Here is a 21,306-nt window from a genome sequence, read left to right as displayed (position 1 = left end):
TTCATACGCCCAGCCCGCGCTGGAGAAGATCTCTAGGTACTGACTGTGGAGAGCTAGATCATCGGAGCGAAGAGGTCTGCCGACCTACGATCTAGGCCGCGGTGCCTTTGAGCGTCACTGCTCGTCGCGGCGCTTGTCCCATCGCTCTTCCATGCGCTGCATGAAGGGTGCCTTGCCGGCCTTGCCCCCACGCTTGGTCTTCTGCTGCTTCGCAGCCGGCCTCACGGTCCCGTCAGGCGAGACCACACCGACCGGGCCGCTGGACTTCGACGGCTGGGCGAAGGCGTAGGCGACGGCGGCGAACATCACCGCGAAGCCGACCACTCCCACGACGGGCACAGACTGTGCCACACCGACCACCAGCGCGAGGAGCCCGACGATCAGCCCTACCCCCGCGATCACGTAGCGGACCGAAGACCGCTGGGACGTCGTCTTCATACTTGTCGCAAGGCGCGGATCATCAGACGTGAGCTCTCGCTCCATCTGCTCCAGAACACGCTGCTCGTATTCGGACAGAGGCATCGCAACCCCCGCACTGTTCGATCGGACCTTGTCAGAGTTCAGGATAGTTCGACATCCGGCACAACGGTAGTCGAGCGCTGTGAGGAAGTCGTGGCGACCGCCGCCTGCCGGATGGCCGATCGTCCGAAGCGCAGACGTACCTGGTCGATCGCAGCATCCGCCAGTCGCTGCTGCTCGGTATCACCGGCCACGGCGTCTTCGAGGGTGAGCTGCAGAGCGGCACTCCCCCGCGCCTCGAGACCTTCGCCCCGGACCCCCACGAGCCGGACCGGCAGGCCCTTGAGGTCGACCGAGGAGACGAGCTCACGGGCGACCGCGTAGATCTCACGGACACTGTCCGTCGGCGAGACGAGAGACCTCGAACGGCTCAGGGTGCGGAAGTCGCTCGAGCGCACCTTCACGCTGATGGTCCGCGCGAGATACCCCTGGGCCCGCAGCCTGTCTGCACACCGGTCAGAGAGCTCGAGGAGCTTGGACTCGACGACGCTGAGGTCGGTCACGTCGTGCCCGAAGGTCGTCTCGGCCCCGATGCTCCGCTCGCGACGCGTCGGCTCGACAGGCCTCGGGTCACGTCCCCACGACAGGTCGAACAGGTGGGCGGCAGCAGCAGTGCCGACAGCCTGTCGCAGCACGAGCGGATCGGTCCTGGCGAGCTGCTCGACCGTCGTGATGCCCCACGCGGCGAGGTTCTTCTCGGTCTTCTCCCCCACGCCCCACAGCGCACCCACGGGCAGGGAGTGCAAGAACCGGACCGTCGACTCGCGCGGGACGAGCATCATGCCGTCAGGCTTCGCGTGGGTCGACGCCAGCTTCGCGACGAACTTGGTCGAGGCCACGCCGACGGAGCAGGTCAGACCCAGCTCGCGGTAGACCCTCGCCCGGATCTTCCGGGCGATCTCGCTCGACGAGCCCAACCGACGTCGGGCACCCTCGACGTCGAGGAAGGCCTCGTCGATGCTGACGGGCTCGACGAGGGTCGTGACCTCTCCGAGGATCTCCATGACAGCCGTCGAGGCGTCGTGATACGCCGTCCTGTCGGGCTGGATGAAGACAGCCTGCGGGCAGAGGCGACGTGCTGTGGCCGCGGGCATGGCCGAGTGCACGCCGAAGGCTCGCGCCTCGTAGGTCGCAGCCAGGACTACGGACCGGTCCGAGCCACCGACGATCACCGGGCGCCCCTTGAGCTCAGGCCGACGAGCCACCTCGACCGAGGCGAAGAACGCATCCATGTCGACGTGGAGTATCGAGCAGTCCGAGTCTTTCTCGCCGAGGTCACGCGGGACTGTCGTCGACCGCGGACCCTTGCTCATGCGCTCACCGGACCGTCGACGAGCATGCCGCTGCGCGCGAGCGGGACCTCGGCGTCGTCGACCCAGGCGCCGACCTCGTCGCGGAAGTCCTCCGCGGCGGCGACCCAGCGAGCAGCCCCGTCTTCGTCGACGGCGTCGAACCGGCCGGCGTCGATCGAGGAGCGCAGGTGCGCCCCGGAGGCGAAGAACGACGCCCACGGGACGAAGTCGTCGGAGGCCGCCGAGAGACGCTCCCACGCGCTGCGCGTGCGTCCGCGCGGCGGCCGGGTGCCGAGGACCGCGAGGACGGCACCCGAGACCCTCAGCGCCGCCATGTGCGCGTGGGTGAACCGCTCAGCGGCATCGGTGGCCAGCTGTGCGGCCACGAGCTCGGCGTCGGCACGGTCCAAGAGGTCGCTGGCAGCCTGGCGACGCAGAGCCGAGGTCAGACCCGCAGCCTCAGCGGAGACAGGTGCTGCCGAGACGGCGTGCGGAGCTCGGGTGGGCCGACCGTGGCGTGCTGATCGCGACGCGCCCGCTGAAGCCGTCCCCAGAGCGCGTGCTCCTGATGTCGCTGCGGTCATCCGTGTCGCTGCCATGTCGAACCTCCTTGCTCAAGTATCGAACACCTGTTCGAACGAAGTCAAGAGGTGGTCGCCTCTCGGTGCTCCGCCGGTCCCCTCCCGCCCGCCTAGGCTTGCGGGATGGCACGCCGAACCTCACGCCGCTCATCCTCCTCCGGACCACTGACACAGACCGGGCAGCCTGACCTGCCCGCAGGGCCCGTCGAGACGTCCTCGGGAACCGTCGAGCTCGTCCTCGACCGCGACGACCACAGGTCCATCACCGTCATGCTCAACGGCGTCCCGAGCTCCTTCATCGATCTCGACGACCCGACCAACGTGGGCTTCGAGTACATGGAGATCATGTCGGCGGTCCTCGACGACACGACCGAGGGGCCGCTCGACGTGGTCCACCTCGGGGCCGCAGGCTGCGCGATGGCCCGGTCGGTCGACGCCCGCCGGCCCGGTTCACGCCAGATCGGCATCGACATCGACGCCCGGCTGCTGGAGCTCGCGCGGTCGTGGTTCGACCTCCCCCGCTCACCCCGTCTGCGCCTGCGCGCCGGCGACGCCCGGGAGCAGCTGGCCACGCTCGCGACCTCGAGCGTCGACGTCGTCGTCCGAGACGTGTTCGCCGGCGACAGCACGCCGGGTCACCTGCTGACCGTCGAGTTCGTCGTCGACGTGCTGCGCGTCCTGCGTCCAGGAGGCCTGTACCTCGTGAACTGCGCCGACAAGCCTCCGCTGTCCACAGCCCGTGCCGAGGTCGCCACGATCCGTGCGGCGCTGGACAGCGTCGCGACGGACAGCGTCCCCCGCACCGACGACGACCTCGCCCTGATCACCGAGCCCGCGGTGCTCAAGGCGCGCCGCTACGGCAACATCGTGCTCGCCGCGACGGCTCCGGGCGGCCCTCGCGACGGGGACGGCCTCGCCAGCGCGGGCCTTGCGCGTGCACTGCGCAGTCTTGCGGTCCCGGCGCACATCCTCTGCGGCCCGGACGAGGTGTCACGCTTCGCGGGGACCGCGGTCCCTCTCGTCGACCCCGCACCGCCCGCCTGACGCAGCACGGCCCGGTCGCCATCCCCTCCAGAGGTGATGGCGACCGGGCCGTGCTGGTGATGCCGGCGATACCGGGCTCAGGTCAGGACGACTGCCCGTCGGGACCCTGCTGGGCGAGGAAGCGCTCGAGCTCTTCGCCGATCTCGTCGGCGGTCGGGATCTCTGCGGTGTCGGCGAGCAGGCTCTGGCGCTCGGCCGAGATGGTGAAGGCGTCGTACTGCTCTTCGAGCCCTCGGACGACCTCCGCGATCTCGGGCGACTCGGCGACCTGACGCACGACCTCGGCACGCGCCTCGTTCGCCGCCTCCTCGAGGGTCTCGAGGTCCAGGTCCAGCCCGGTCGCGGACTCGAGCTTGTCGAGGGCCACCAGCGCTGCGGGCGGGTAGGTCGACTGGGCCAGGTAGTGCGGCACGTGGACGGCGTAGCCCACGGTGTCGTGGCCGCGCTCCGCGAGCCTGAGCTCGAGCAGGTTGGCCGCGGTCGCCGGGACCGTGACGCGCCCGAACCACGGCGAGGCGTCGGGGATCAGCTCGTCGCGCGAGGCGTGCGGCGTCGCGGAGAGCAGACGGGTGTGCGGGATCCCCATCGGGATGCCGTACGTGCCCACGGTCAGCGAGACCCGGAACCTGTCGACGAGGGACAGGACGGCCTCGACGAAGCGTTCCCACTGGACGTCGGGCTCGTTGCCGTGGAGCACGAGGAAGGTCGTCCCCTCGCGGTCTCGTGCGACGTCGATCGCGATGCTCGGACCCGAGTACTCGGTCCAGCGCTGCGTGTCGAAGACGATGGTGGGGCGCTTCGACCTGTAGTCGACCAGCTGGTCGGCGTCGAAGGTGACCAGGCGGGTCGTCTCGCCGAGGTCGAGGATGTGCTCGAGCGCGATCTGCCCGACGTGCCCGGCGTCGACGAACCCGCGCAGCGCGTTGACGAGCACGGGCCCCGTCCCCGCCTCGTCCGGCGAGAGCCGGAGAGCGGACTCGACTGTGGCGTCGACCGTGTAGAGCTCCTGCGGATCGAGCATGGTGGGCCTCCTGTCAGCCTCGACGCACCACCAGGCTCAGGCCTGACCGGTGACGTCACGAACGTCGTCTGAGGACCAGAACACCGCCGCGCCGGAGTTTCTTCCCGCAGGCCAGACCACGACCTCCGGTCGTCGGTGCAGCTCTCCGCAGGGTCCGGGACCGATCAGCGCGAGGGCAGCCTGACGACGGTCACGAAGAAGTCGTCGATCTGCCGGACGACCTCGATGAACCTCTCGAAGTCGACGGGCTTGGTGACGAAGGCGTTGGCGTAGAGCGAATAGCTGCGCGCGACGTCTTCCTCGGCCTCGGAGGTCGTGAGCACGACGACGGGGATGCGGCGGAGCTCGGGGTCTTCCTTGAGCTCGGCGAGGACCTCTCGGCCGTCCATGCGCGGCAGGTTGAGGTCGAGCAGGATGAGGTCGGGCGTCACGGCGTCCGCGTACTCACCGCGCTTGCGCAAGAAGTCCATCGCGGTGACGCCGTCGTTGACGACCGAGAGCCGGTTGGCCACCTTGTTGTGCTCGAAGGCCTCGCGCGTCATGAGGACGTCGCCCGGGTCGTCTTCGACCAGCAGGACCTCGATCACTCCGGGTGCCACGGTCATGAGCTCTCCTCGTCGTGCTGTCCTGGTCCGGGCAGGTCGCCCGTCCCTGCGGTCGTCGTCGCGGGCGTGGTGCCGTCAGCACCCTCGGCCTGGGACTGGTCCTCGGGCCCCGCAGAGCCTACCTCGCGGGGGTCTGGCAGCGTCCAGCGGATCGTCGTGCCCTGCGAGACGTCGGTGTCGAGCCAGATCTCACCGCCGTGGAACTCGACGATCTTCTTGCACAGCGCGAGGCCGATGCCCGTGCCCTCGTAGGCGTCCTTGGCGTGCAGCCGCTGGAAGATCACGAAGACCCTGTCGGCATACTGCTGGTCGATCCCGATGCCGTTGTCGGAGCACCACAGCTCCCAGGCGTCCTCGCGGCGCACAGCCCCGAGGATGACGTGGGGCGTCCTGTCGGGGTGCCTGAACTTCAGCGCGTTGCCGACGAGGTTCTGGAAGAGCTGGACGAGGAGCGTCTGCTGCCCGAGGACCACGGGGAGGTCGCCGACCTCGACCTGGCCGCCCGACTCCTCGACGGCGGCGTCCAAGGTCGTGACCGCCGTCGCGCAGGCCTCGACGAGGTCGACCTCGACGGCCTCGCCCGCCGACCGCCCGACGCGCGAGAAGCCGAGCAGGTCCTGGATGAGTCGTTGCATCCGCTTGGCACCGTCGACCGCGAACTCGATGTACTGGTCTGCGCGCTCGTCGAGCTCACCGCCGTAGCGCTTCTGCAGCAGCTGGGTGAAGCTCGCGACCTTGCGCAGCGGCTCCTGGAGGTCGTGCGAGGCGACGTAGGCGAACTGCTCGAGGTCCCGGTTCGAGCGTCGGAGCTCTTCGGCCTGCTCGAGCACCTGCTCGTGCGCCTCGGCGATCTCGGCCCGGGAGCGGGCCTCGGAGGCCATCCGTGCCACGAGCTCGACCCGCATCGCGTCGACGGCGTGCGCGAGGGAGGCGATCTCGCCAGGCCCTTCGGTCCGCACCGGCAGGTCGAGCTCGCCGGTGCTCACCGCCTCCGCCTTGGCCGCGAGGTCGGCGAGAGGCTCGAGGACCCGTCGGCGCAGCGTCCGCCACGTCCCGACAGCCACGACCACGGCTGCACCCGCGAGCACGACGACGGCGAGGAAGAGGTTGCGCGTCCAGGCAGCGAGGGCGTCGGAGGCCTCCTCGCGGCCCGTCTCGAGGACGGTCTCGAGGTCGAGGGCCGCGTCGCGGGCGTCGGCGAGCAGCCGCTCGCCGCGTTCGACCGTCGCGTCGCTGACGGCGCCGGGTCCTTCGACCGAGACCTCGGCGACGGCAGGGTCCGCGAACTGAGAGCGCCAGGTCGCGACGAGGCCGAGCGTCCTGTCGAGCGCGACGACCACCTCAGAGTCGGGGCCGTAGTCCTCGAGGAACGCCGTCCGGATGGCTCGGGCAGCCTCGGTGTCGGCGGTCCTGTAGGAGCCGAGCGCCGAGTCGACACCCGACTGCAGGTAGGCGTCGACGGCCGAGCCGATGTCACCGATCCGTGAGGTGAGCCCGTCGGAGTAGGAGATCGCGCTCGCGTAGATGTCGGTGACCCTGTTCTGGTAGTGGACCACCTGGAGCAGGGAGTAGACGGCGTACAGCAGGATCACCAGGAGGACCGCTCCGGCGCTCGCCACGGTCACGCCGAGCTGGCGGCGCAGCGTCGACCCTGCACGCTGCGCCGCGGCAGGACGCCTCAACTCCACTCCTCCGAGTCGGCCAGGGTCGCGGACCGCTGCCCGTGCCCGGCGTCGCAGCCGGGCCAGCCGAGGATCAGCACGGCCGCGTCGTCGACGAGGCGTCCACCGTGCACGGCATGGACGGTGCGCAAGATGCGCTCGACGAGCTCCTCTGTGCCGTCGCGGAACTCGGCGCTCACGGCGGCGAGGAGCCCGTCGATGCCGATCCGCGAGCGCCCGCCGCGGTCTCGGCGGTCGGCGTCGTGGGGACGGTCCTGGTCGCTGCCGGGGTCGCGGACCGTGGCCTCGAGCAGACCGTCGGTGTAGAGCATGAGCCACCAGCTGCCGGCGAGCTCGAGCCGCTGGGACTTCCAGGGCGAGTCGACAGGGATGCCGAGGGCACGGCCGCGGTGGGTCGGCTCGATGGCACGGGACTGCTCGGAGACGAGGATGGGCGCGTGGTGACCGGCGAGGTAGAGCTCGGCCGACGACCTGTCGGCCGAGATGACCAGCTGGCAGAGCGTCGTGAAGGTCTCGGGCCGCGAGCGCTCGTCGAGCATGACGCGCTCGAGCAGCGGGAGGATGCGCTCGGGGTCGATCTCGGCCAGGACGAGGGTCCGCCAGGCGGTGCGCAGGGTGGCTCCGAGGGCAGCCTCGTCGGGTCCGTGGCCGGCGACGTCGCCGATGATGCAGGCGAGCGTGCCGTCGGCGCGCTCGACGACGTCGTAGAAGTCACCTCCGAGCAGGCCGTCTCCCCCGGGCAGGTAGCCGACGAGGACGGAGAGCCGTGGGTCGACGATCGAGGGTGTGGGCAGCAGCGCACGCTCGAGGCGGGCGGTCTCGCGGGCCCGGACCGAGCTCTTGTAGATCGTCCGTGCCTGCTCGTCGGAGAGCCGGCGCTGGACGGCGTAGCGGACCGACCTGGCGAGGAGGTCGGGGTCGACCTCGTGCTTGACGAGGTAGTCCTGGGCCCCTGCTGCGACGGCGTCGACACCGAGGTCAGAGCTGGTCATGCCGGTGAGGACCACGAGCGCTGCGCTGGTCCCCGTCGCGTTGATGCGCTCGACGCCCGAGAGGCCTGTCGCGTCGGGGAGGCCCAGGTCGAGGAGGACGCAGTCGACGTCGAGCCGACCGAGGGCCTCGTCGATCGATCGCGCGCGGTCGAGGGTCACCTCGAGGGCGCTGTCGGCGAAGAGCTCTTCGACCAGCATCGCGTCGCCGTCGTCGTCGTCGACGATGAGCACCCGGACCGGGGCGGTCTCGCCGGTCGACCCGTCTCTCACGCTCACCGCACTCCTCCCCCCAGACGAATATCCGCTGATCTTAGTCGCCACGGCCCTCCCGGCCCATCTGCGCGGCGCGTCGGGGTGCCACGATCAGCAATAATGGACGGTCGCGAACGTGGGACTGCGGCACCAGCAGCCTCCAGTCGCCATCTCATCTCCGTACCCCCGCGAGGGAAGGACCAGCGTGACCGAGCAGCCCGACGAGATCAGGGTCGAGCAGGACACCCTCGACGTCCTCTACGCACGGCTGGACGAGCTGCGCGCCGTCACGCGCGAGCGCCTCGCCGAGGTGCGCCGGTCCGGACCGAGCGGGTCCCCCCAGAACCGCAGCGAGCGCGACGCCTTCGCGACGCTCTACGAAGACCGGGCCGCGCTGCTGGACGCCGTCGAGGACAGGCTGTGCTTCGGCCGGCTCGACTTCGACGACGAGACCACCCGGTACATCGGGCGCATCGGGCTGACCGACGAGCAGCACTCCTCGATCCTCACGGACTGGCGTGCCCCTGCGGCCCAGGCCTTCTACAGGGCGACGGCGGCCCAGCGCGACGGTGTGCTGCGCCGCCGGCACCTCGTGACGTCGGGTCGTCGCGTCACGGGTCTCGAGGACGAGGTCCTCGACCTCTCGGGTGACGCCGCCTCGGACCTCAACCTCTCGGGCGAGGGCGCGCTGCTCGCGGCACTGTCTGCGGGGCGCACAGGGCGCATGGGCGACATCGTCGCGACCATCCAGGCCGAGCAGGACACCATCATCCGCTCCGACCTGCAGGGTGCCCTCGTGGTCCAGGGTGGCCCCGGCACGGGGAAGACCGCTGTCGCCCTGCACCGCGCGGCGTACCTGCTCTACGCCCACCGTCGTCTGCTCGAGCGCTCGGGCGTGCTGCTCGTCGGCCCGAGCCAGTCGTTCTTGCGGTACATCGACCAGGTGCTCCCCTCGCTCGGCGAGACCGGGGTCGTGAGCACGACGATCGCCGACATCCTGCCCGGGATCGAGGCGCGCGGGACCGAGGACCCGAAGGTCGCCGAGATCAAGGGACGCTCGGTCTTCGGCGCGATCGTCAGGCGCGCGGTGAGCGCACGCGAGCGCGTCCCCGCGCAGGACACCAGGGTGCGCGTCGACGGATACGACCTCGTGATCCGGCGGCGCGACATCCGTGACGCCATCGCGAAGGCGCGGCGTCACCGCAAGCCGCACAACCTCGCAAGGGTGACCTTCGTCCGCGAGATGCTCAACCGTCTCGCGGCGCAGTACACCGAGCAGCTGAGCTATTCGGTCGAGTCGGACGAGCGCGGCGAGATCCTGGAAGAGCTGCGCAGCACGAAGGAGATCCGGGTCGCGCTCAACCTCGCGTGGATGCCGATGTCGCCCCAGAAGCTGGTCGAGGACCTCTACGCCAAGCCGCACAGGCTCGCCGAGGCCGCCCCCGAGCTCTCCGCAGCCGACAGGGACGCCCTCGTGCGGGCCCCGGGCTCGCCGTGGACCGAGGCCGACGTGCCGATCCTCGACGAGGCTGCCGAGCTGCTCGGCGAGGACGACCAGGTGGCCCGGGCGCAGGCGCGCCAGGACGCGGAGCAGCGTGAGGAGCGGCTCGAGTACGCCCGTCAGGTGCTCGAGGGCTCGGGCGGGAACGGCATGGTGAGCGCCGAGGCTCTCGCCGACAGGTTCGCGACCTCTGGTCCCTACCTGACGACCGCAGAGCGTGCGGAGAAGGACCGCAGCTGGACCTTCGCGCACCTGGTCGTCGACGAGGCCCAAGAGCTGTCGGCGATGGCCTGGCGGATGCTCGTGCGCCGCTGCCCGACGCGGTCGATGACAATCGTCGGCGACGTGGCCCAGACGTCCTCGCCCGCTGGGGCCCGCTCGTGGGACGCGATGCTCACGCCGCTGCTGCGCGACTCCTGGCGCCTGACCGAGCTCACCGTCAACTACCGCACGCCCGAGGAGATCGCGTCGGCCGCGCAGCGCATGGCCGTCGAGGCCGGGCTACCCGTCTCGAGGCTCACGTCCGCGCGCGAGGTCCCGGCTGCCCTCACGGTCCACAGGCTCGCGGCAGACGAGGTGCGTGCGCGCACCGTGGAGATCGCCGTCGGGCTGCTCGCCGACATCCGCTCGGGCGGCGCGGGACAGGTCGCGGTCGTCGTGCCGGCCGCGGACGTGGCCGATGTCGAGAAGATGCTCCGGGAGATCCCCGCGGCTGCGTCCGCAGGTGACGGTCTGGTGGTCGCCTCCGCCCGCGAGGTCAAGGGGCTCGAGTTCGACGCCGTCGTGCTCGAAGAACCGGCTGCCCTCGTCGACGGGCCCGGCGGCGCGTCAGACCTGTACGTCGCGATGACCCGGCCGACCCGCTATCTGCATGTCACCCACTCCCGGGACCTCCCTGCGGGTCTCGTCGGCTGACCCCCGTGGGCGGCCTCGCCCCGGGGCGCCAGCGAGATCCGTCCACGTGCCAAGACCGTTTTGGTCGCAGCGCGCGGGGGGAGGACGATGACTGCGTGCTGAAGGCCCTCCTCCTTGAAAATGTCCACCCGCTCACCGTCGAGATCTTGGCCGCCCACGGCGTCGAGGTCGAGGTCCGGTCTGGCGCCCTGGACGAGTCCGAGCTGATCCACGCCCTCGAGGGCGTCCACATCCTCGGTATCCGTTCCAAGACGCAGGTGACCGACGCGGTGATCGCCGCCTCTCCGGAGCTCCTGACGATCGGTGCGTTCTGCATCGGGACCAACCAGATCGACCTCAGGTCGGCTGCGAGCCACGGGGTCGCGGTCTTCAACGCGCCGTTCTCGAACACGCGGTCTGTCGTCGAGATCGCGCTCGCCGAGATCATCTCGCTCACCCGTCGCCTCACGGAGCGCGACAAGGCGCTCCACGCCGGGGTGTGGGACAAGTCGGCGGAAGGCTCGCACGAGGTCCGTGGGCGCACGCTCGGCATCATCGGCTACGGCAACATCGGCACCCAGCTGTCGGTCCTCGCCGAGAACCTCGGTATGTCCGTCGTCTTCTACGACACCTCGGAGAAGCTGGCGCTCGGCAACGCGCGTCGCCTCGGGTCTCTCGACGAGCTGCTCGCCGTCGCGGACGTCGTCACGCTCCACGTCGACGGCCGCAGCGGCAACGCGGGTCTCTTCGGCGCCCAGCAGTTCTCGCAGATGAAGCCCGGTGCGATCTTCCTCAACCTGTCGCGTGGCTTCGTGGTGGACACCCACGCCCTGCGCGAGGCGATCTTGTCCCACCACCTCGCGGGTGCGGCGATCGACGTGTTCCCCGAAGAGCCGAAGAAGCGCGGCGACGCCTTCGAGTCTGAGCTCCGTGGCCTGCCCAACGTCATCCTCACCCCGCACATCGGTGGTTCGACGCTCGAGGCGCAGGAGGCGATCGGAGTCTTCGTGGCGAACAAGATCCGCGACTACGTCCGCTCGGGCTCGACGACCCTCAGCGTCAACCTGCCGAACCTGGCTCTCGAGAGCTCGACAGGTGTCGCTCGCGTGGCTCACCTGCACCGCAACACCCCGGGTGTCCTCGCCGAGGTCAACCGCACGCTCGCCGAGCACGGCACCAACATCGAGGGTCAGCTGCTCGCGACCCGCGGTGAGGTCGGCTACGTGGTGACCGACGCCGGCTCGAGCGTCGAGGCTGCTGTCGTCGAGGCGCTGCGGGCGATGGGCCAGACGATCAAGCTGCGGGTGCTCACCGACATCAAGGGCTGAGCCCCTCCGGCCGGGCCGCATCCCCCGGAGGGACGCCCGCAGGGGGCCCGCTCAGCACGGTGGCGTCGCCGCTCCGCGGGGCGGACGTCGCCGCTCAGCATCCGGCAGACAGCAGACAGCGAGGGTGGTACGGGAAGATCCCGTACCACCCTCGCTGTCTGCTCTAGGCCCGGCTGCTGCCGGGCGCACGCCTGGTCACCCAGACTTGCGGCGGAAGGTGCGCTGCGTCTTGCCGATCGGCTCGGAGCCGTGGACGCTGCCGGTGTTCGTGTCACCCTCGGAGGTCAGGTGCCGAGCCGCGTTCTTGCGGTCGAGCGCCTCTTTGAACTTCGCCTTCGTGTCCGCGCTGATCGCGGTCTCGGGAACTTCTCGGTCCTGAGTCATCTGCTCCGGCCTCCTCGTCTCGATGTCTGCCGATGCAGACCAACCCTCCCGCAGCCCGGCGTGGGACGCCAGGCATTTCTCTCGCCGACGTGGTCGCCACGAGAGACAGGGACGGCAGCCTCGAGTATCGCAGCGGTACCGTACAGTCATGCGCTCCCCCGCCCACGACCGTCACGACAGCCTCCCCGTCCGCCGTGTCGGCAGGTCTGGTCTCGGCGTCTCCGCGCTGAGCCTGGGGCTCTGGCAGAACTTCGGCGACGCCGCACCCGCCGACGACCAGCGGTCCCTCGTGCTGCACGCCGTCGACTCAGGGGTCGTGCACTTCGACCTCGCGAACAACTACGGCCCACCACCGGGGTCGGCCGAGACGGGCTTCGGCCGGATCCTGAGGCGCGACCTCGCCGCGCACCGGCACGAGCTGAGCATCAGCACCAAGGCCGGGTACAGGCAGTGGCCCGGCCCACGCGGCGAGGGCGGCTCCCGCGGATATCTGCTCGCCTCGCTCGACCAGTCGCTGCGCAGGCTCGGCGTCGACGAGGTCGACATCTTCTACAGCCACAGGTTCGACCCGAGCACCCCGCTCGAGGAGACCATCGGCGCGCTCGACACTGCCGTGCGGTCCGGGCGAGCCCTCTACGCGGGCATCTCCTCGTACTCGGCGACCCGGACGCTCCAGGCGCTCGAGATCGCCGACGCTCTCGGGCTGCGGCTCACCGTGCACCAGCCGTCGTACTCGCTCCTCAACCGGTGGATCGAGGTCCCGGACGACTCAGGTCGCTCGCTCGTCGAGGTCGCCGCAGCGGCGGGCACGGGCCTCGTGACGTTCTCTCCCCTGGCCCAAGGACTCCTGACCGACCGGTACCTGGACGGCGTGCCGGCAGACTCGCGCGCCGCGAAGGGGACGTCCTTCCAGCGGCAGTACCTGTCGGAGCAGAACCTCGCCTCGGTGCGCAGCCTGCGGGAGATCGCCCTGCGACGTGGTCAGACCCTCGCGCAGATGGCCCTCGCGTGGTGCCTGCGGGACGAGCGGGTGAGCGCGGTCCTCGTCGGCGCCCGCACGACCGCGCAGCTCGACGAGAACCTGGCAGCGCTCGAGGCACTCCCGTTCTCGGCCGAGGAGCTCGACGCCATCGACGCGGCTGCGGTCGAGGGCGGGCTCAACCTGTGGGCGTCCCGCTCGAGCGAGCTCTGAACGGTCCAGCCCTCAGGCCACGCTGCAGGTGAGACCGGGTCGACCGACGATCAGTCCTGCGAGGACGCTGCGTCGCGGTCGTTCTGCTCGTGCTCGGCACGCAGCAGGTTGATCGCCGCCTCGAAGTCTTCGAGGGAGTCGAAGGCCTGGTACACGGAGGCGAACCGCAGATAGGCGACCTCGTCGAGCTCACGGAGCGGCCCGAGGATCGTCAGACCGATCTCGTAGGCGTCGAGCTCGGCGATGCCGGTGGCCCGCACGCTCTCCTCGACACGCTGGGCGAGCAGAGCGAGGTCGTCTTCGCTCACGGGTCGACCCTGGCACGCCTTGCGCACCCCGTTGACGACCTTCTCGCGGCTGAACGGCTCTGTGACACCAGAACGCTTGACGACAGAGAGGCTCGCGGTCTCGAGCGTGGTGAAGCGCCGAGAGCACGCAGGGCACTGCCGGCGGCGACGGATCGACGCGCCGTCGTCCGAGGTTCGCGAGTCGACGACCCGGGAGTCCGCGTGGCGGCAGAACGGGCAGTGCACAGTGGCCTCCATCTGGACGTGCTCGGATGCCACGGCTCCGCGGCACTCGCAAGGGTACGCGCGTCTCCGAGACCTGCGCACATACCCCACCAGCCGGCGCCTGGAGACAGAGACGGAGGTGGTCATGGTCGACCACCTCCGTCCGGGACGCCCCCGTCCCCACAGTGCCTGGACGACTCGCCTCGTCATGACACCGGCGTGCTGTCGGAGTACCTGGTGATGACCACCCGTGCACCCCGCCTCACAACCCGGCCCCCAGCCGGTTGATGAGGTAGTCCTAACTTAGGGCGACCTAAGAGGGCGAGCAACTCTCCTCAGCTGCCTTCTCACATGTCGAGACGATATCGCGTGTCACCGAGCCGGGACCAGGATGCGCTCGCCCACCTCGAGGGAGGCCGTCGACCGACCGTTGAGCTCGACGAGCATGTCGACCACGTCGCGGCGGTCTTCGCCAGGGAGCGCGACGGCGCCGGCGATCTGCCACAGCGTCTCCCCCGGGGCCACGAAATGGTCAGCCACGGCGACGGGCTCGGCCGGGGCGCTCGCGAAGGCGCGGTCGCCGAGGAACATGCCGACAGCGACGAGCGCGACAGCGAGAGCCGACAGCACCCACCACCCGCGCCGGGTCAGGCGGAGGTCGCGGAGCGAACCCTCGCGAGAGGCCGTCGCGGCGGACGAGCGCCGCCCGTCACCGTCTCGCACCAGGCGCAGCTCTGGCCGGGGCGTCAGCACCTGTGCGGTGTGGGCCATGTCGACTCCTCTCCTGATCGTCGTCGGTCGGGGTGACCGGGCGACGCGTTCGAACATGTGTACGTCGTACAACTGTACGAAGGATCGAGAATATTGCAAGGGGTCTGGCGCGACACGCTCGAACAGGTGTTTGAAGTCGTGGGGGCCGGGCCCTACTGTTGAACCACCAGCAAGGACACTCGACCACGGGCCACCGACATTGCTGCCGCTGCTGCTGGCTCCGCCTCAGCGCCGGCGCGACGACGACCACCCGGGGCAGGGACGACCAGACCGCAGCACGCAGCACCGACCGGAGGCCCGACGTGAAGACGCAGGACAGCACGCCGTCAGGAGCGACCACGACCGAGGGCGACGGCGTGAGCGCTGCTGCCACGGACCCTGTGTCGGTGATCGGCGCTGCGGACGGCCTGACCCCGCGGCAGCGCGGCGTGCTGGACACGATCCGCACGTCGGTCGAGACGCGCGGCTACGCGCCGAGCATGCGCGAGATCGGTGAGGCCGTCGGGCTGACCAGCCCGTCGAGCGTCAAGCACCAGCTGACCACCCTCGAGCGCAAGGGCTACCTGCGTCGCGACCCGAACCGGCCGCGCGCGATGGAGCTCGTCACCCAGGGGCCCGCCGCCGACTCCAGCACGACCGAGCTGACCGGGCGCACCACCGGACGCACGCTGCGCTCGGTCCCGCTGCCCGTCCGTGCGTCGACCGACGAGGACCAGGACAACCACCCGTCGCCGTCCTACGTGCCTGTCGTCGGCCGCATCGCCGCGGGTGGCCCGATCCTCGCGGAGCAGATGGTCGAAGACGTCTTCCCCCTCCCCCGTCAGCTGGTGGGAGACGGCGAGCTGTTCCTGCTCAAGGTCTCCGGCGAGTCGATGATCGACGCCGCGATCTGCGACGGCGACTGGGTCGTGGTGCGCCGTCAGCCCGTGGCGGAGAACGGTGAGATCGTCGCCGCGATGATCGACGGAGAGGCGACCGTGAAGACCTTCAAGCGCATCGACGGGCACGTGTGGCTCATGCCGCACAACGACGCGTTCTCACCGATCCTGGGCGACGAGGCGACCATCCTCGGCCGCATCGTCACGGTCCTGCGCAGCCTCTGACAGCGACGCGCGGGCCGTGGCCCGGCTGGCCAGCCAGCTCCCCAGCTCCCCAGCACGCAGCAGAGCGCCGCACCCCACGAGGGGTGCGGCGCTCTGCTGCGTGCTGGGGGTGCGGGTCAGACGCCGAAGCGGCGAGCAACCTCCTTGAGGGAGGTCGCCGAGTGCTGGAGCCCACGGATCTCGACCGGGGAGAGCGGGACCTGCAGCTTGTCGGTCACGCCGTGCCGTCCGACGATCGAGGGGACCGAGAGGCAGATGTCGCTGATGCCGTAGTAGTCGTCGAGCAGCGTCGAGACGGGCAGCACGCGGTGCTCGTCGTTGAGGACGGCCTCGATGATCCTGGACCCGGCGAGCGCGACGGCGTAGTTGGTCGCCCCCTTGCCCTCGATGATGCGGTAGGCGGAGTTGATGACCTCGTGGGCGATCTCGTCGCGGACCTGGGCAGTGAGGGGCTCGCGGCCGTCGATCGCGTCCCACTCGAGCAGGGGCACCCCACCGATGGTGGCCGAGCTCCACAGCGGGATCTCGCTGTCCCCGTGCTCGCCGGCCATGTACGCGTGGACGTTCTGGACCGCGACCCCGCAGTGCTGGGCGATGAGGAACCGCAGGCGGGACGAGTCGAGCACGGTGCCCGAGCCGAAGAGCTGCGTGGGGGGCAGGCCTGAGATCTTGAGCGCCGCGTAGGTGACGATGTCGACGGGGTTGGTCACCATGACGTAGGTGGCGTCGGGGGCGACCGCGAGGAGCTCGGGGAGGATCTTCGACACCAGGCTGATGGTCGCCTCGGCGAGGTCGAGCCGGGTCTGGCCAGGCTTCTGCTTGGCACCGGCGGTCACCATGATGATGTCGGCGTCGGCGCAGACCGCGACGTCGTCAGAGCCCACGACCTCGGCCATCGGCATGAACTGGATGCCGTGGGACAGGTCGAGAGCCTCTGCCTCGACCTTGGCCCGGTTGATGTCGTAGAGGGCGATGTGGCGGGCGGAGCCGCGCATGAGCGCGGCGTAGGCCATCGTCGAGCCGACGGCGCCGGCTCCGACGACCGCCACCTTCGTGGTCTTGCGCGTGCGGGGCGTCTCGTCGGGTGCTCGGTGGGTCTCAGGCTGGCTCATCGGTCCTCCATGAAGTCGGGCGCTGGTGAGGGGCGCGCTGGGATCAGCCTAGGGCCGAGAGGCGCTCGAGCGCAGAAGTGGCGACCTGTCGGTCGGTCGTCCGCCAGAAGTCGGGCAGCGAGCTGACCAGGAACTTCCCGTAGCGGGCTGTCACGAGGCGGGGGTCCAAGATCGCCACCACGCCCTTGTCCTCGACCGTCCGCACGAGCCGCCCCGCGCCCTGGGCGAGCAGGAGCGCCGCGTGGGTGGCCGCGACCTGCATGAACCCGTTGCCGCCGTGGCTCTCGACGTACCGGGCGCGCGCCGCCTTGACGGGGTCGTCGGGCCGAGGGAACGGGATGCGGTCGATCATCACCAGGCGGCAGGACGGACCCGGGACGTCGACCCCCTGCCAGAGCGAGAGGGTGCCGAACAGGCACGTGGCCTCGTCGGCAGCGAACTGCTTGACGAGGGTGGGCAGCTGGTCGTCACCCTGGCAGAGGATCGGCACGTCCAGGCGCTCCCGCAACAGCTCGGCCGCGCGCTCCGCGGCCCGGCGCGAGGAGAACAGCCCGAGCGTCCGCCCGCCGGCCGCGGTGATGAGCGCAGCCATCTCGTCGACCTGGTCGTCGGTCGTGCTCTGCTGCCCCGGGGTCGGCAGGCTCTTCGCGACGTAGAGGATCCCCTGGCGCGGGTAGTCGAAGGGGCTGCCGACGTCGAGCCCGCGCCACCGCGGCGCAGGCCCGCTCGACTCCGTTCCGTCAGCCTCGGTCGCCGCACGCTCGAGGCCGACCGAGCGGGCGACGGGGTCGAAGGAGTCGCCGAGCGCGAGAGTCGCGGACGTGAGCACGCCGACCTTCTCGCTCCAGAGGTTCGTCCGGAGCAGCCCGGACACCCCGAGCGGGGCGGCGTGCAGCTTGGACATCCCGGCACCGAAGCCGCCCTCGGCACCTCGTGAGCACCACAGCACGTCGAAGCCCGTGGCCTCACCGGTCATCCGCTCGGCGATCTCGAAGATCTGCAGCATGCTCGACTGGGCCATCTTGAGTCCCGAGTCGGCTCCGCCCTCACCGCCCCCGGCCCGCGGTTCGGGCTTGAGCTCGCTCAGCACGCCGCGGGCGGCGTCGCGGACGCCCGCGACCGCGAGCCGGGCCCCCTCGGGGAGCCCGTCGGGGAAACGCTCCGCGGGCAGGCCGGCGACGAGAGAGCCGAAGTCCGAGGTGGCCGCGTCCAGGTCGGTCGTCAGCACACCGCCGTGGCGGCGAGCCTGGCGCGCTGCGTGCTCGATCGAGGCGACCGAGAGCTCGACTGTCGCCGCGGCGGTGACCCTGTCGGCCAGCTCGTGCGCCTCGTCGGCCACGACGACCGAGTGCTCGGGCAGGACGTTGGGCGAGCCCGTCGCCGCGATGCCGAGCATCGCGTGGTTGGTCACCACGACGTCGGCCTCGCGGGCCAGGGCCCTGGCCTGCTCCGGGAAGCACTCCTCGATGAGCGGGCAGCGCTGGCCCAGGCACTCGAGCGAGGTCACCGAGACCTGGCGCCACGCACGGTCCGGGACGCCGGGGACGAGGTCGTCCCGGTCACCGGTGTCGGTCGTCCGTGCCCACTCGCGGAGCCTGACGACCTGCTGCCCGAGGCTCGCGGCCTCCGCCGCCGGGACGGCTTCGCCGCCGGTGAGCGGCTCTGCAGGGCCCTCGGAGCGGGGCATGTCGAAGAGGGTGCCCGCGTCGTCGGCCGGGTAGCCGCCGTCGATCTTGTGCAGGCAGGCGTAGTTGTGCCAGCCCTTGAGCAGGGCGAGCGTGGGACGGCGGGGCAGGTGGTCCGCGAGAGCCTCCGCGACCAGGGGGAGGTCGCGGGACATGATCTGGCGCTGGAGCGCGAGGGTCGCGGTCGAGACGATCACGCGCTCGCCGGCGTTGACGGCGTGGTGGACGGCCGGCACGAGATAGCCGAGCGACTTGCCGGTGCCGGTCCCGGCCTGGACCAGCAGGTGCTCGCCAGAGGTCATGGCGGTCGACACGGCCTCGGCCATGTCGTGCTGCCCGTCGCGGCGGCCGCCGCCGAGTGCGCCGACGGCGAGGTCGAGCAGCGTGTGCACCTCGTCGGCCGAGCCTGTGGTCGTGGCGTGCGGGGTGTCCTTCACCCGAGGAGTCTACGGTCCGGGGAAGGCCTCATCGAGACCGGCCCCGGACCGTGGGTGCTCAGGAGCGGACGGCCACGGCGGCGAGCTCTGCTGCGAGCTCGTCGTCCACCCGACCACGCAGCAGGGTGCCCTCGCCGACGTGCTCGAGGTGGTCGATCTCACCCTCGAGGTGCACGCGGTTGACGAGGTCTCCCCGGCTGTACGGGACGATCAGGTCGACCGTCACCCCGGGGTGCGGGAGCGCCGCCGAGATGAAGTCGAGCAGCTCGGTGATGCCCTCCCCCGTGTGCGCAGACACCACGAGGGTCGTGCGCTCCCGGCTGCGCAGCCGGGCGATGGTGTCGGGGTCGGCGAGGTCGGCCTTGTTGAGCACGATGACCTCGGGGACGTCGAGCGCCCCGGGGATCCCCTCGAGCACGTGCCTCACGGCAGCGATCTGACCTTCGGGGTCGGGGTGCGAGGCGTCGACCACGTGCAGCAGGAGGTCGGAGTCGGCGACCTCTTCGAGGGTCGACCTGAAGGCCTCGACGAGCTGGTGCGGCAGCGACCTGACGAACCCGACGGTGTCCGCGAGCGTGTACACGCGACCGTCAGGGGTCTTGGTGCGTCGCACCGTCGGGTCGAGGGTCGCGAAGAGCGCGTTCTCGACGAGCACCCCGGCACCCGTCAGGGCGTTGAGCAGGCTCGACTTGCCGGCGTTGGTGTAGCCGGCGATCGCGACCGACGGGATCGCGTTGCGCTTGCGCGAGGACCGCTTGGTCTCGCGGGAGGGCGCCATCGCGGCGATCTCCCGGCGCAGCTTGGCCATGCGGTTGCGGATGCGACGACGGTCGAGCTCGATCTTCGTCTCACCCGGTCCGCGCGAGCCCATGCCTGCCCCGGCGCCACCGACCTGGCCACCGGCCTGGCGGGACATCGACTCTCCCCAGCCTCGCAGGCGCGGGAGGAGGTACTCGAGCTGGGCGAGCTCGACCTGGGCCTTGCCCTCTCGGGACTTCGCGTGCTGGGCGAAGATGTCGAGGATCAGCGCTGTCCGGTCGACGACCTTGACCTTGATGATGTCCTCGAGTGCACGACGCTGGGACGGGGCGAGGTCGCCGTCGACGATCACGGTGTCGGCGCCGGTCCCGGCGACGACGGCCGCGAGCTCGGCGGCCTTGCCCGAGCCGAGGTAGGTCCCCGGGTCGGGGGTCTGGCGGCGCTGCAGGAGGCCGTCGAGCACCTGGGACCCGGCGGTCTCGGCGAGCGCCGCGAGCTCGCGGAGCGAGACCTCGGCGTCGGCCGCGTCGCGGGCCCAGAGCCCGACGAGGACGACCTTCTCCAGGCGCAGCTGGCGGTACTCGACCTCGGTGACGTCCTCGAGCTCGGTCGAGAGGTTCGCGACACGTCGCAACGCAGACCGCTCGGCGAGGTCGAGCTGGTCGCCGTCGTGGGCGGAGTGCTGGGTCCCGCCGTCTGCTCGTGCCGTCCCCGCCCGCGCGAGGACACGGGCGACGACGTCGCTCGCGATGTCCCGCGCCGACGGTGCCGCGACGCCGACGTGCTGGTCTGTCGTCGGCGACGGACCCTGAGCAGGTTCGGGGCGCGGTTCGTGGCTGTTCGTCATGCACGTCCTTCGTGGATGGTGGTGTTCGTGTCCCTCTAGGTTCCCACGAGGGCCGCCTGCGCCGAAGACTTTTTGCGCACAGATGAACTGCTGCGGCCCGGCTGGGCCTACGATGACGCGTTGTGAGCGATCAGACCCCAGACCACTACTTCACCGCTGAGCCGGCCTCCTCTGCCGAGCGCCGGGCACTCACCGTCGTCCTCGACGGCACGAGCGTGGACGTCGAGACCGCAGGGGGCATCTTCTCGCCCGGCCGGCTGGACCTCGGCACCCAGGTGCTCCTGCGCACGGTGTCCGGCCCGCCGACGGGTGACGTGCTCGACCTCGGGTGCGGCTGGGGGCCCGTGGCGCTGACCATGGCGATGCAGAACCCGCTGGCGCGGGTGTGGGCCGTCGACGTCAACGAGCGCTCGCTCGACCTCACGCGCCGCAACGCGTCACGGCTCGGCCTCGACGGGATCACCGCGTGCACGCCCGACGACGTCCCGGCGGACGTCCGTCTCGCCCAGATCTGGTCCAACCCGCCGATCCGGGTCGGCAAGGAGATGCTGCACTCGATGCTCGACAGGTGGCTGCCGCGCCTCGTGCCCGGCGGGTCGGCCTACCTGGTGGTGCAGCGCAACCTCGGCGCGGACTCGCTCATGGGGTGGATGAACGACCGCTACGACGGGACGACTGCGGAGGTCCGCACGCCCGAGGGCGCTCCCTTCGAGGCCGTGGCGACCAAGCTCGCGTCGGCCAAGGGCTTCCGGGTGATCGAGGTCGTCGCAGGCTGAGGCCCGCTGCTGCGCGG

Annotated in this window: 19 protein-coding genes; 6 read left to right on the top strand and 13 right to left on the bottom strand. The window is 70.6% G+C overall.

The window, feature by feature from the left end; genetic code table 11:
• Positions 1–114 precede the first annotated feature (114 nt).
• The 3 genes from HZZ10_RS13020 to HZZ10_RS13010 are packed head-to-tail and all read right to left on the bottom strand — an operon-like array spanning position 115 to position 2,410.
• The gene (locus HZZ10_RS13020; protein WP_179913825.1) at positions 115–522 is read right to left on the bottom strand and encodes an SCO2097 family morphological protein; all 408 of its coding nucleotides are present in this window, start codon (positions 520–522) and stop codon (positions 115–117) included.
• Between the two features lie 38 nt (positions 523–560).
• On the bottom strand, positions 561–1,832 hold the full coding sequence (dinB, locus tag HZZ10_RS13015) for a DNA polymerase IV (protein ID WP_056130181.1): 1,272 nt from the start codon (positions 1,830–1,832) through the stop codon (positions 561–563).
• The gene (locus HZZ10_RS13010; RefSeq protein WP_228087535.1) at positions 1,829–2,410 is read right to left on the bottom strand and encodes an SAV_6107 family HEPN domain-containing protein; all 582 of its coding nucleotides are present in this window, start codon (positions 2,408–2,410) and stop codon (positions 1,829–1,831) included. Before HZZ10_RS13010 ends, dinB begins: the two co-directional genes overlap by 4 nt.
• A gap of 105 nt (positions 2,411–2,515) precedes the next feature.
• Here HZZ10_RS13010 and HZZ10_RS13005 point away from each other — a divergent pair, with 105 nt between their 5' ends.
• Positions 2,516–3,436, top strand: coding sequence for a spermidine synthase (locus HZZ10_RS13005; protein ID WP_179913824.1), 921 nt, complete (start codon positions 2,516–2,518; stop codon positions 3,434–3,436).
• A gap of 82 nt (positions 3,437–3,518) precedes the next feature.
• Here HZZ10_RS13005 and HZZ10_RS13000 read toward each other — a convergent pair whose 3' ends face one another.
• From HZZ10_RS13000 to HZZ10_RS20075, 4 genes are all read right to left on the bottom strand, one after another.
• On the bottom strand, positions 3,519–4,457 hold the full coding sequence (locus HZZ10_RS13000; protein ID WP_179913823.1) for a PAC2 family protein: 939 nt from the start codon (positions 4,455–4,457) through the stop codon (positions 3,519–3,521).
• Positions 4,458–4,621: 164 nt separating this feature from the next.
• Positions 4,622–5,062 (bottom strand): response regulator, encoded by a 441-nt coding sequence (locus HZZ10_RS12995; RefSeq protein ID WP_012867279.1) that lies wholly within the window; start codon positions 5,060–5,062, stop codon positions 4,622–4,624.
• Positions 5,059–6,750, bottom strand: coding sequence for a sensor histidine kinase (locus HZZ10_RS12990; RefSeq protein ID WP_373367333.1), 1,692 nt, complete (start codon positions 6,748–6,750; stop codon positions 5,059–5,061). Before HZZ10_RS12990 ends, HZZ10_RS12995 begins: the two co-directional genes overlap by 4 nt.
• Positions 6,741–8,012 carry a PP2C family protein-serine/threonine phosphatase gene (locus HZZ10_RS20075; protein ID WP_179913821.1) on the bottom strand — a complete coding sequence of 424 codons (1,272 nt, stop codon included), beginning with the start codon at positions 8,010–8,012 and terminating at the stop codon, positions 6,741–6,743. The genes HZZ10_RS12990 and HZZ10_RS20075 overlap by 10 nt, the downstream gene beginning before the upstream one ends.
• 181 nt (positions 8,013–8,193) lie before the next feature.
• Here HZZ10_RS20075 and HZZ10_RS12980 point away from each other — a divergent pair, with 181 nt between their 5' ends.
• Positions 8,194–10,404, top strand: coding sequence for a HelD family protein (locus tag HZZ10_RS12980; protein ID WP_179913820.1), 2,211 nt, complete (start codon positions 8,194–8,196; stop codon positions 10,402–10,404).
• A gap of 95 nt (positions 10,405–10,499) precedes the next feature.
• Entirely contained in the window at positions 10,500–11,711 is a 1,212-nt protein-coding gene (serA, locus tag HZZ10_RS12975) for a phosphoglycerate dehydrogenase (protein ID WP_056130162.1), read from the top strand.
• 195 nt (positions 11,712–11,906) lie between these two features.
• On the opposite strand, the gene HZZ10_RS12970 is transcribed toward serA, so the two are convergent.
• Positions 11,907–12,095, bottom strand: a complete 189-nt coding sequence (locus tag HZZ10_RS12970) for a DUF5302 domain-containing protein (RefSeq protein WP_056130160.1) — start codon at positions 12,093–12,095, stop codon at positions 11,907–11,909.
• A 148-nt stretch (positions 12,096–12,243) separates the two neighbouring features.
• Here HZZ10_RS12970 and HZZ10_RS12965 point away from each other — a divergent pair, with 148 nt between their 5' ends.
• Positions 12,244–13,287 carry an aldo/keto reductase gene (locus tag HZZ10_RS12965; RefSeq protein WP_179913819.1) on the top strand — a complete coding sequence of 348 codons (1,044 nt, stop codon included), beginning with the start codon at positions 12,244–12,246 and terminating at the stop codon, positions 13,285–13,287.
• Positions 13,288–13,337: 50 nt separating this feature from the next.
• Here HZZ10_RS12965 and nrdR read toward each other — a convergent pair whose 3' ends face one another.
• Both nrdR and HZZ10_RS12955 read right to left on the bottom strand, forming a co-directional pair.
• Positions 13,338–13,820 carry a transcriptional regulator NrdR gene (nrdR, locus tag HZZ10_RS12960; RefSeq protein ID WP_056130896.1) on the bottom strand — a complete coding sequence of 161 codons (483 nt, stop codon included), beginning with the start codon at positions 13,818–13,820 and terminating at the stop codon, positions 13,338–13,340.
• Positions 13,821–14,171: 351 nt separating this feature from the next.
• Complete coding sequence (locus HZZ10_RS12955) at positions 14,172–14,570, bottom strand: LysM peptidoglycan-binding domain-containing protein (RefSeq protein WP_056130151.1); 399 nt, start codon at positions 14,568–14,570, stop codon at positions 14,172–14,174.
• Positions 14,571–14,926: 356 nt separating this feature from the next.
• Here HZZ10_RS12955 and lexA point away from each other — a divergent pair, with 356 nt between their 5' ends.
• Positions 14,927–15,673, top strand: a complete 747-nt coding sequence (gene lexA / locus HZZ10_RS12950) for a transcriptional repressor LexA (protein WP_056130893.1) — start codon at positions 14,927–14,929, stop codon at positions 15,671–15,673.
• A 116-nt stretch (positions 15,674–15,789) separates the two neighbouring features.
• On the opposite strand, the gene HZZ10_RS12945 is transcribed toward lexA, so the two are convergent.
• From HZZ10_RS12945 to hflX, 3 genes are read right to left on the bottom strand one after another with little or no spacing between them, the layout of a single operon-like run.
• Positions 15,790–16,785: an L-lactate dehydrogenase gene (locus HZZ10_RS12945; protein ID WP_056130148.1), complete on the bottom strand. Its 996-nt coding sequence runs from the start codon at positions 16,783–16,785 to the stop codon at positions 15,790–15,792.
• Between the two features lie 43 nt (positions 16,786–16,828).
• Positions 16,829–18,907 carry an ATP-dependent DNA helicase gene (locus tag HZZ10_RS12940; RefSeq protein ID WP_056130145.1) on the bottom strand — a complete coding sequence of 693 codons (2,079 nt, stop codon included), beginning with the start codon at positions 18,905–18,907 and terminating at the stop codon, positions 16,829–16,831.
• A 58-nt stretch (positions 18,908–18,965) separates the two neighbouring features.
• Positions 18,966–20,513 (bottom strand): GTPase HflX, encoded by a 1,548-nt coding sequence (hflX, locus tag HZZ10_RS12935; protein WP_179913818.1) that lies wholly within the window; start codon positions 20,511–20,513, stop codon positions 18,966–18,968.
• A gap of 122 nt (positions 20,514–20,635) precedes the next feature.
• Between hflX and HZZ10_RS12930 the strand changes: the two genes are divergently transcribed.
• Positions 20,636–21,289, top strand: coding sequence for a class I SAM-dependent methyltransferase (locus HZZ10_RS12930; protein WP_179913817.1), 654 nt, complete (start codon positions 20,636–20,638; stop codon positions 21,287–21,289).
• The last annotated feature ends 17 nt before the right edge of the window (positions 21,290–21,306 follow it).

It is taken from the genome of Sanguibacter inulinus (assembly GCF_013415325.1).
GTDB classification, from domain to species: domain Bacteria; phylum Actinomycetota; class Actinomycetes; order Actinomycetales; family Cellulomonadaceae; genus Sanguibacter; species Sanguibacter inulinus.
This window is presented reverse-complemented; position numbering and strand designations above follow the sequence as displayed.

Coding starts and splice junctions, on each gene's coding strand:
- HZZ10_RS13020 (WP_179913825.1), bottom strand. CDS start 522: ATGCCTCTGTCCGAATACGAGCAGCGTGTTCTGGAGCAGATGGAGCGA.
- dinB (WP_056130181.1), bottom strand. CDS start 1,832: ATGAGCAAGGGTCCGCGGTCGACGACAGTCCCGCGTGACCTCGGCGAG.
- HZZ10_RS13010 (WP_228087535.1), bottom strand. CDS start 2,410: ATGGCAGCGACACGGATGACCGCAGCGACATCAGGAGCACGCGCTCTG.
- HZZ10_RS13005 (WP_179913824.1), top strand. CDS start 2,516: ATGGCACGCCGAACCTCACGCCGCTCATCCTCCTCCGGACCACTGACA.
- HZZ10_RS13000 (WP_179913823.1), bottom strand. CDS start 4,457: ATGCTCGATCCGCAGGAGCTCTACACGGTCGACGCCACAGTCGAGTCC.
- HZZ10_RS12995 (WP_012867279.1), bottom strand. CDS start 5,062: ATGACCGTGGCACCCGGAGTGATCGAGGTCCTGCTGGTCGAAGACGAC.
- HZZ10_RS12970 (WP_056130160.1), bottom strand. CDS start 12,095: ATGACTCAGGACCGAGAAGTTCCCGAGACCGCGATCAGCGCGGACACG.
- HZZ10_RS12965 (WP_179913819.1), top strand. CDS start 12,244: ATGCGCTCCCCCGCCCACGACCGTCACGACAGCCTCCCCGTCCGCCGT.
- HZZ10_RS12955 (WP_056130151.1), bottom strand. CDS start 14,570: ATGGCCCACACCGCACAGGTGCTGACGCCCCGGCCAGAGCTGCGCCTG.
- HZZ10_RS12945 (WP_056130148.1), bottom strand. CDS start 16,785: ATGAGCCAGCCTGAGACCCACCGAGCACCCGACGAGACGCCCCGCACG.
- hflX (WP_179913818.1), bottom strand. CDS start 20,513: ATGACGAACAGCCACGAACCGCGCCCCGAACCTGCTCAGGGTCCGTCG.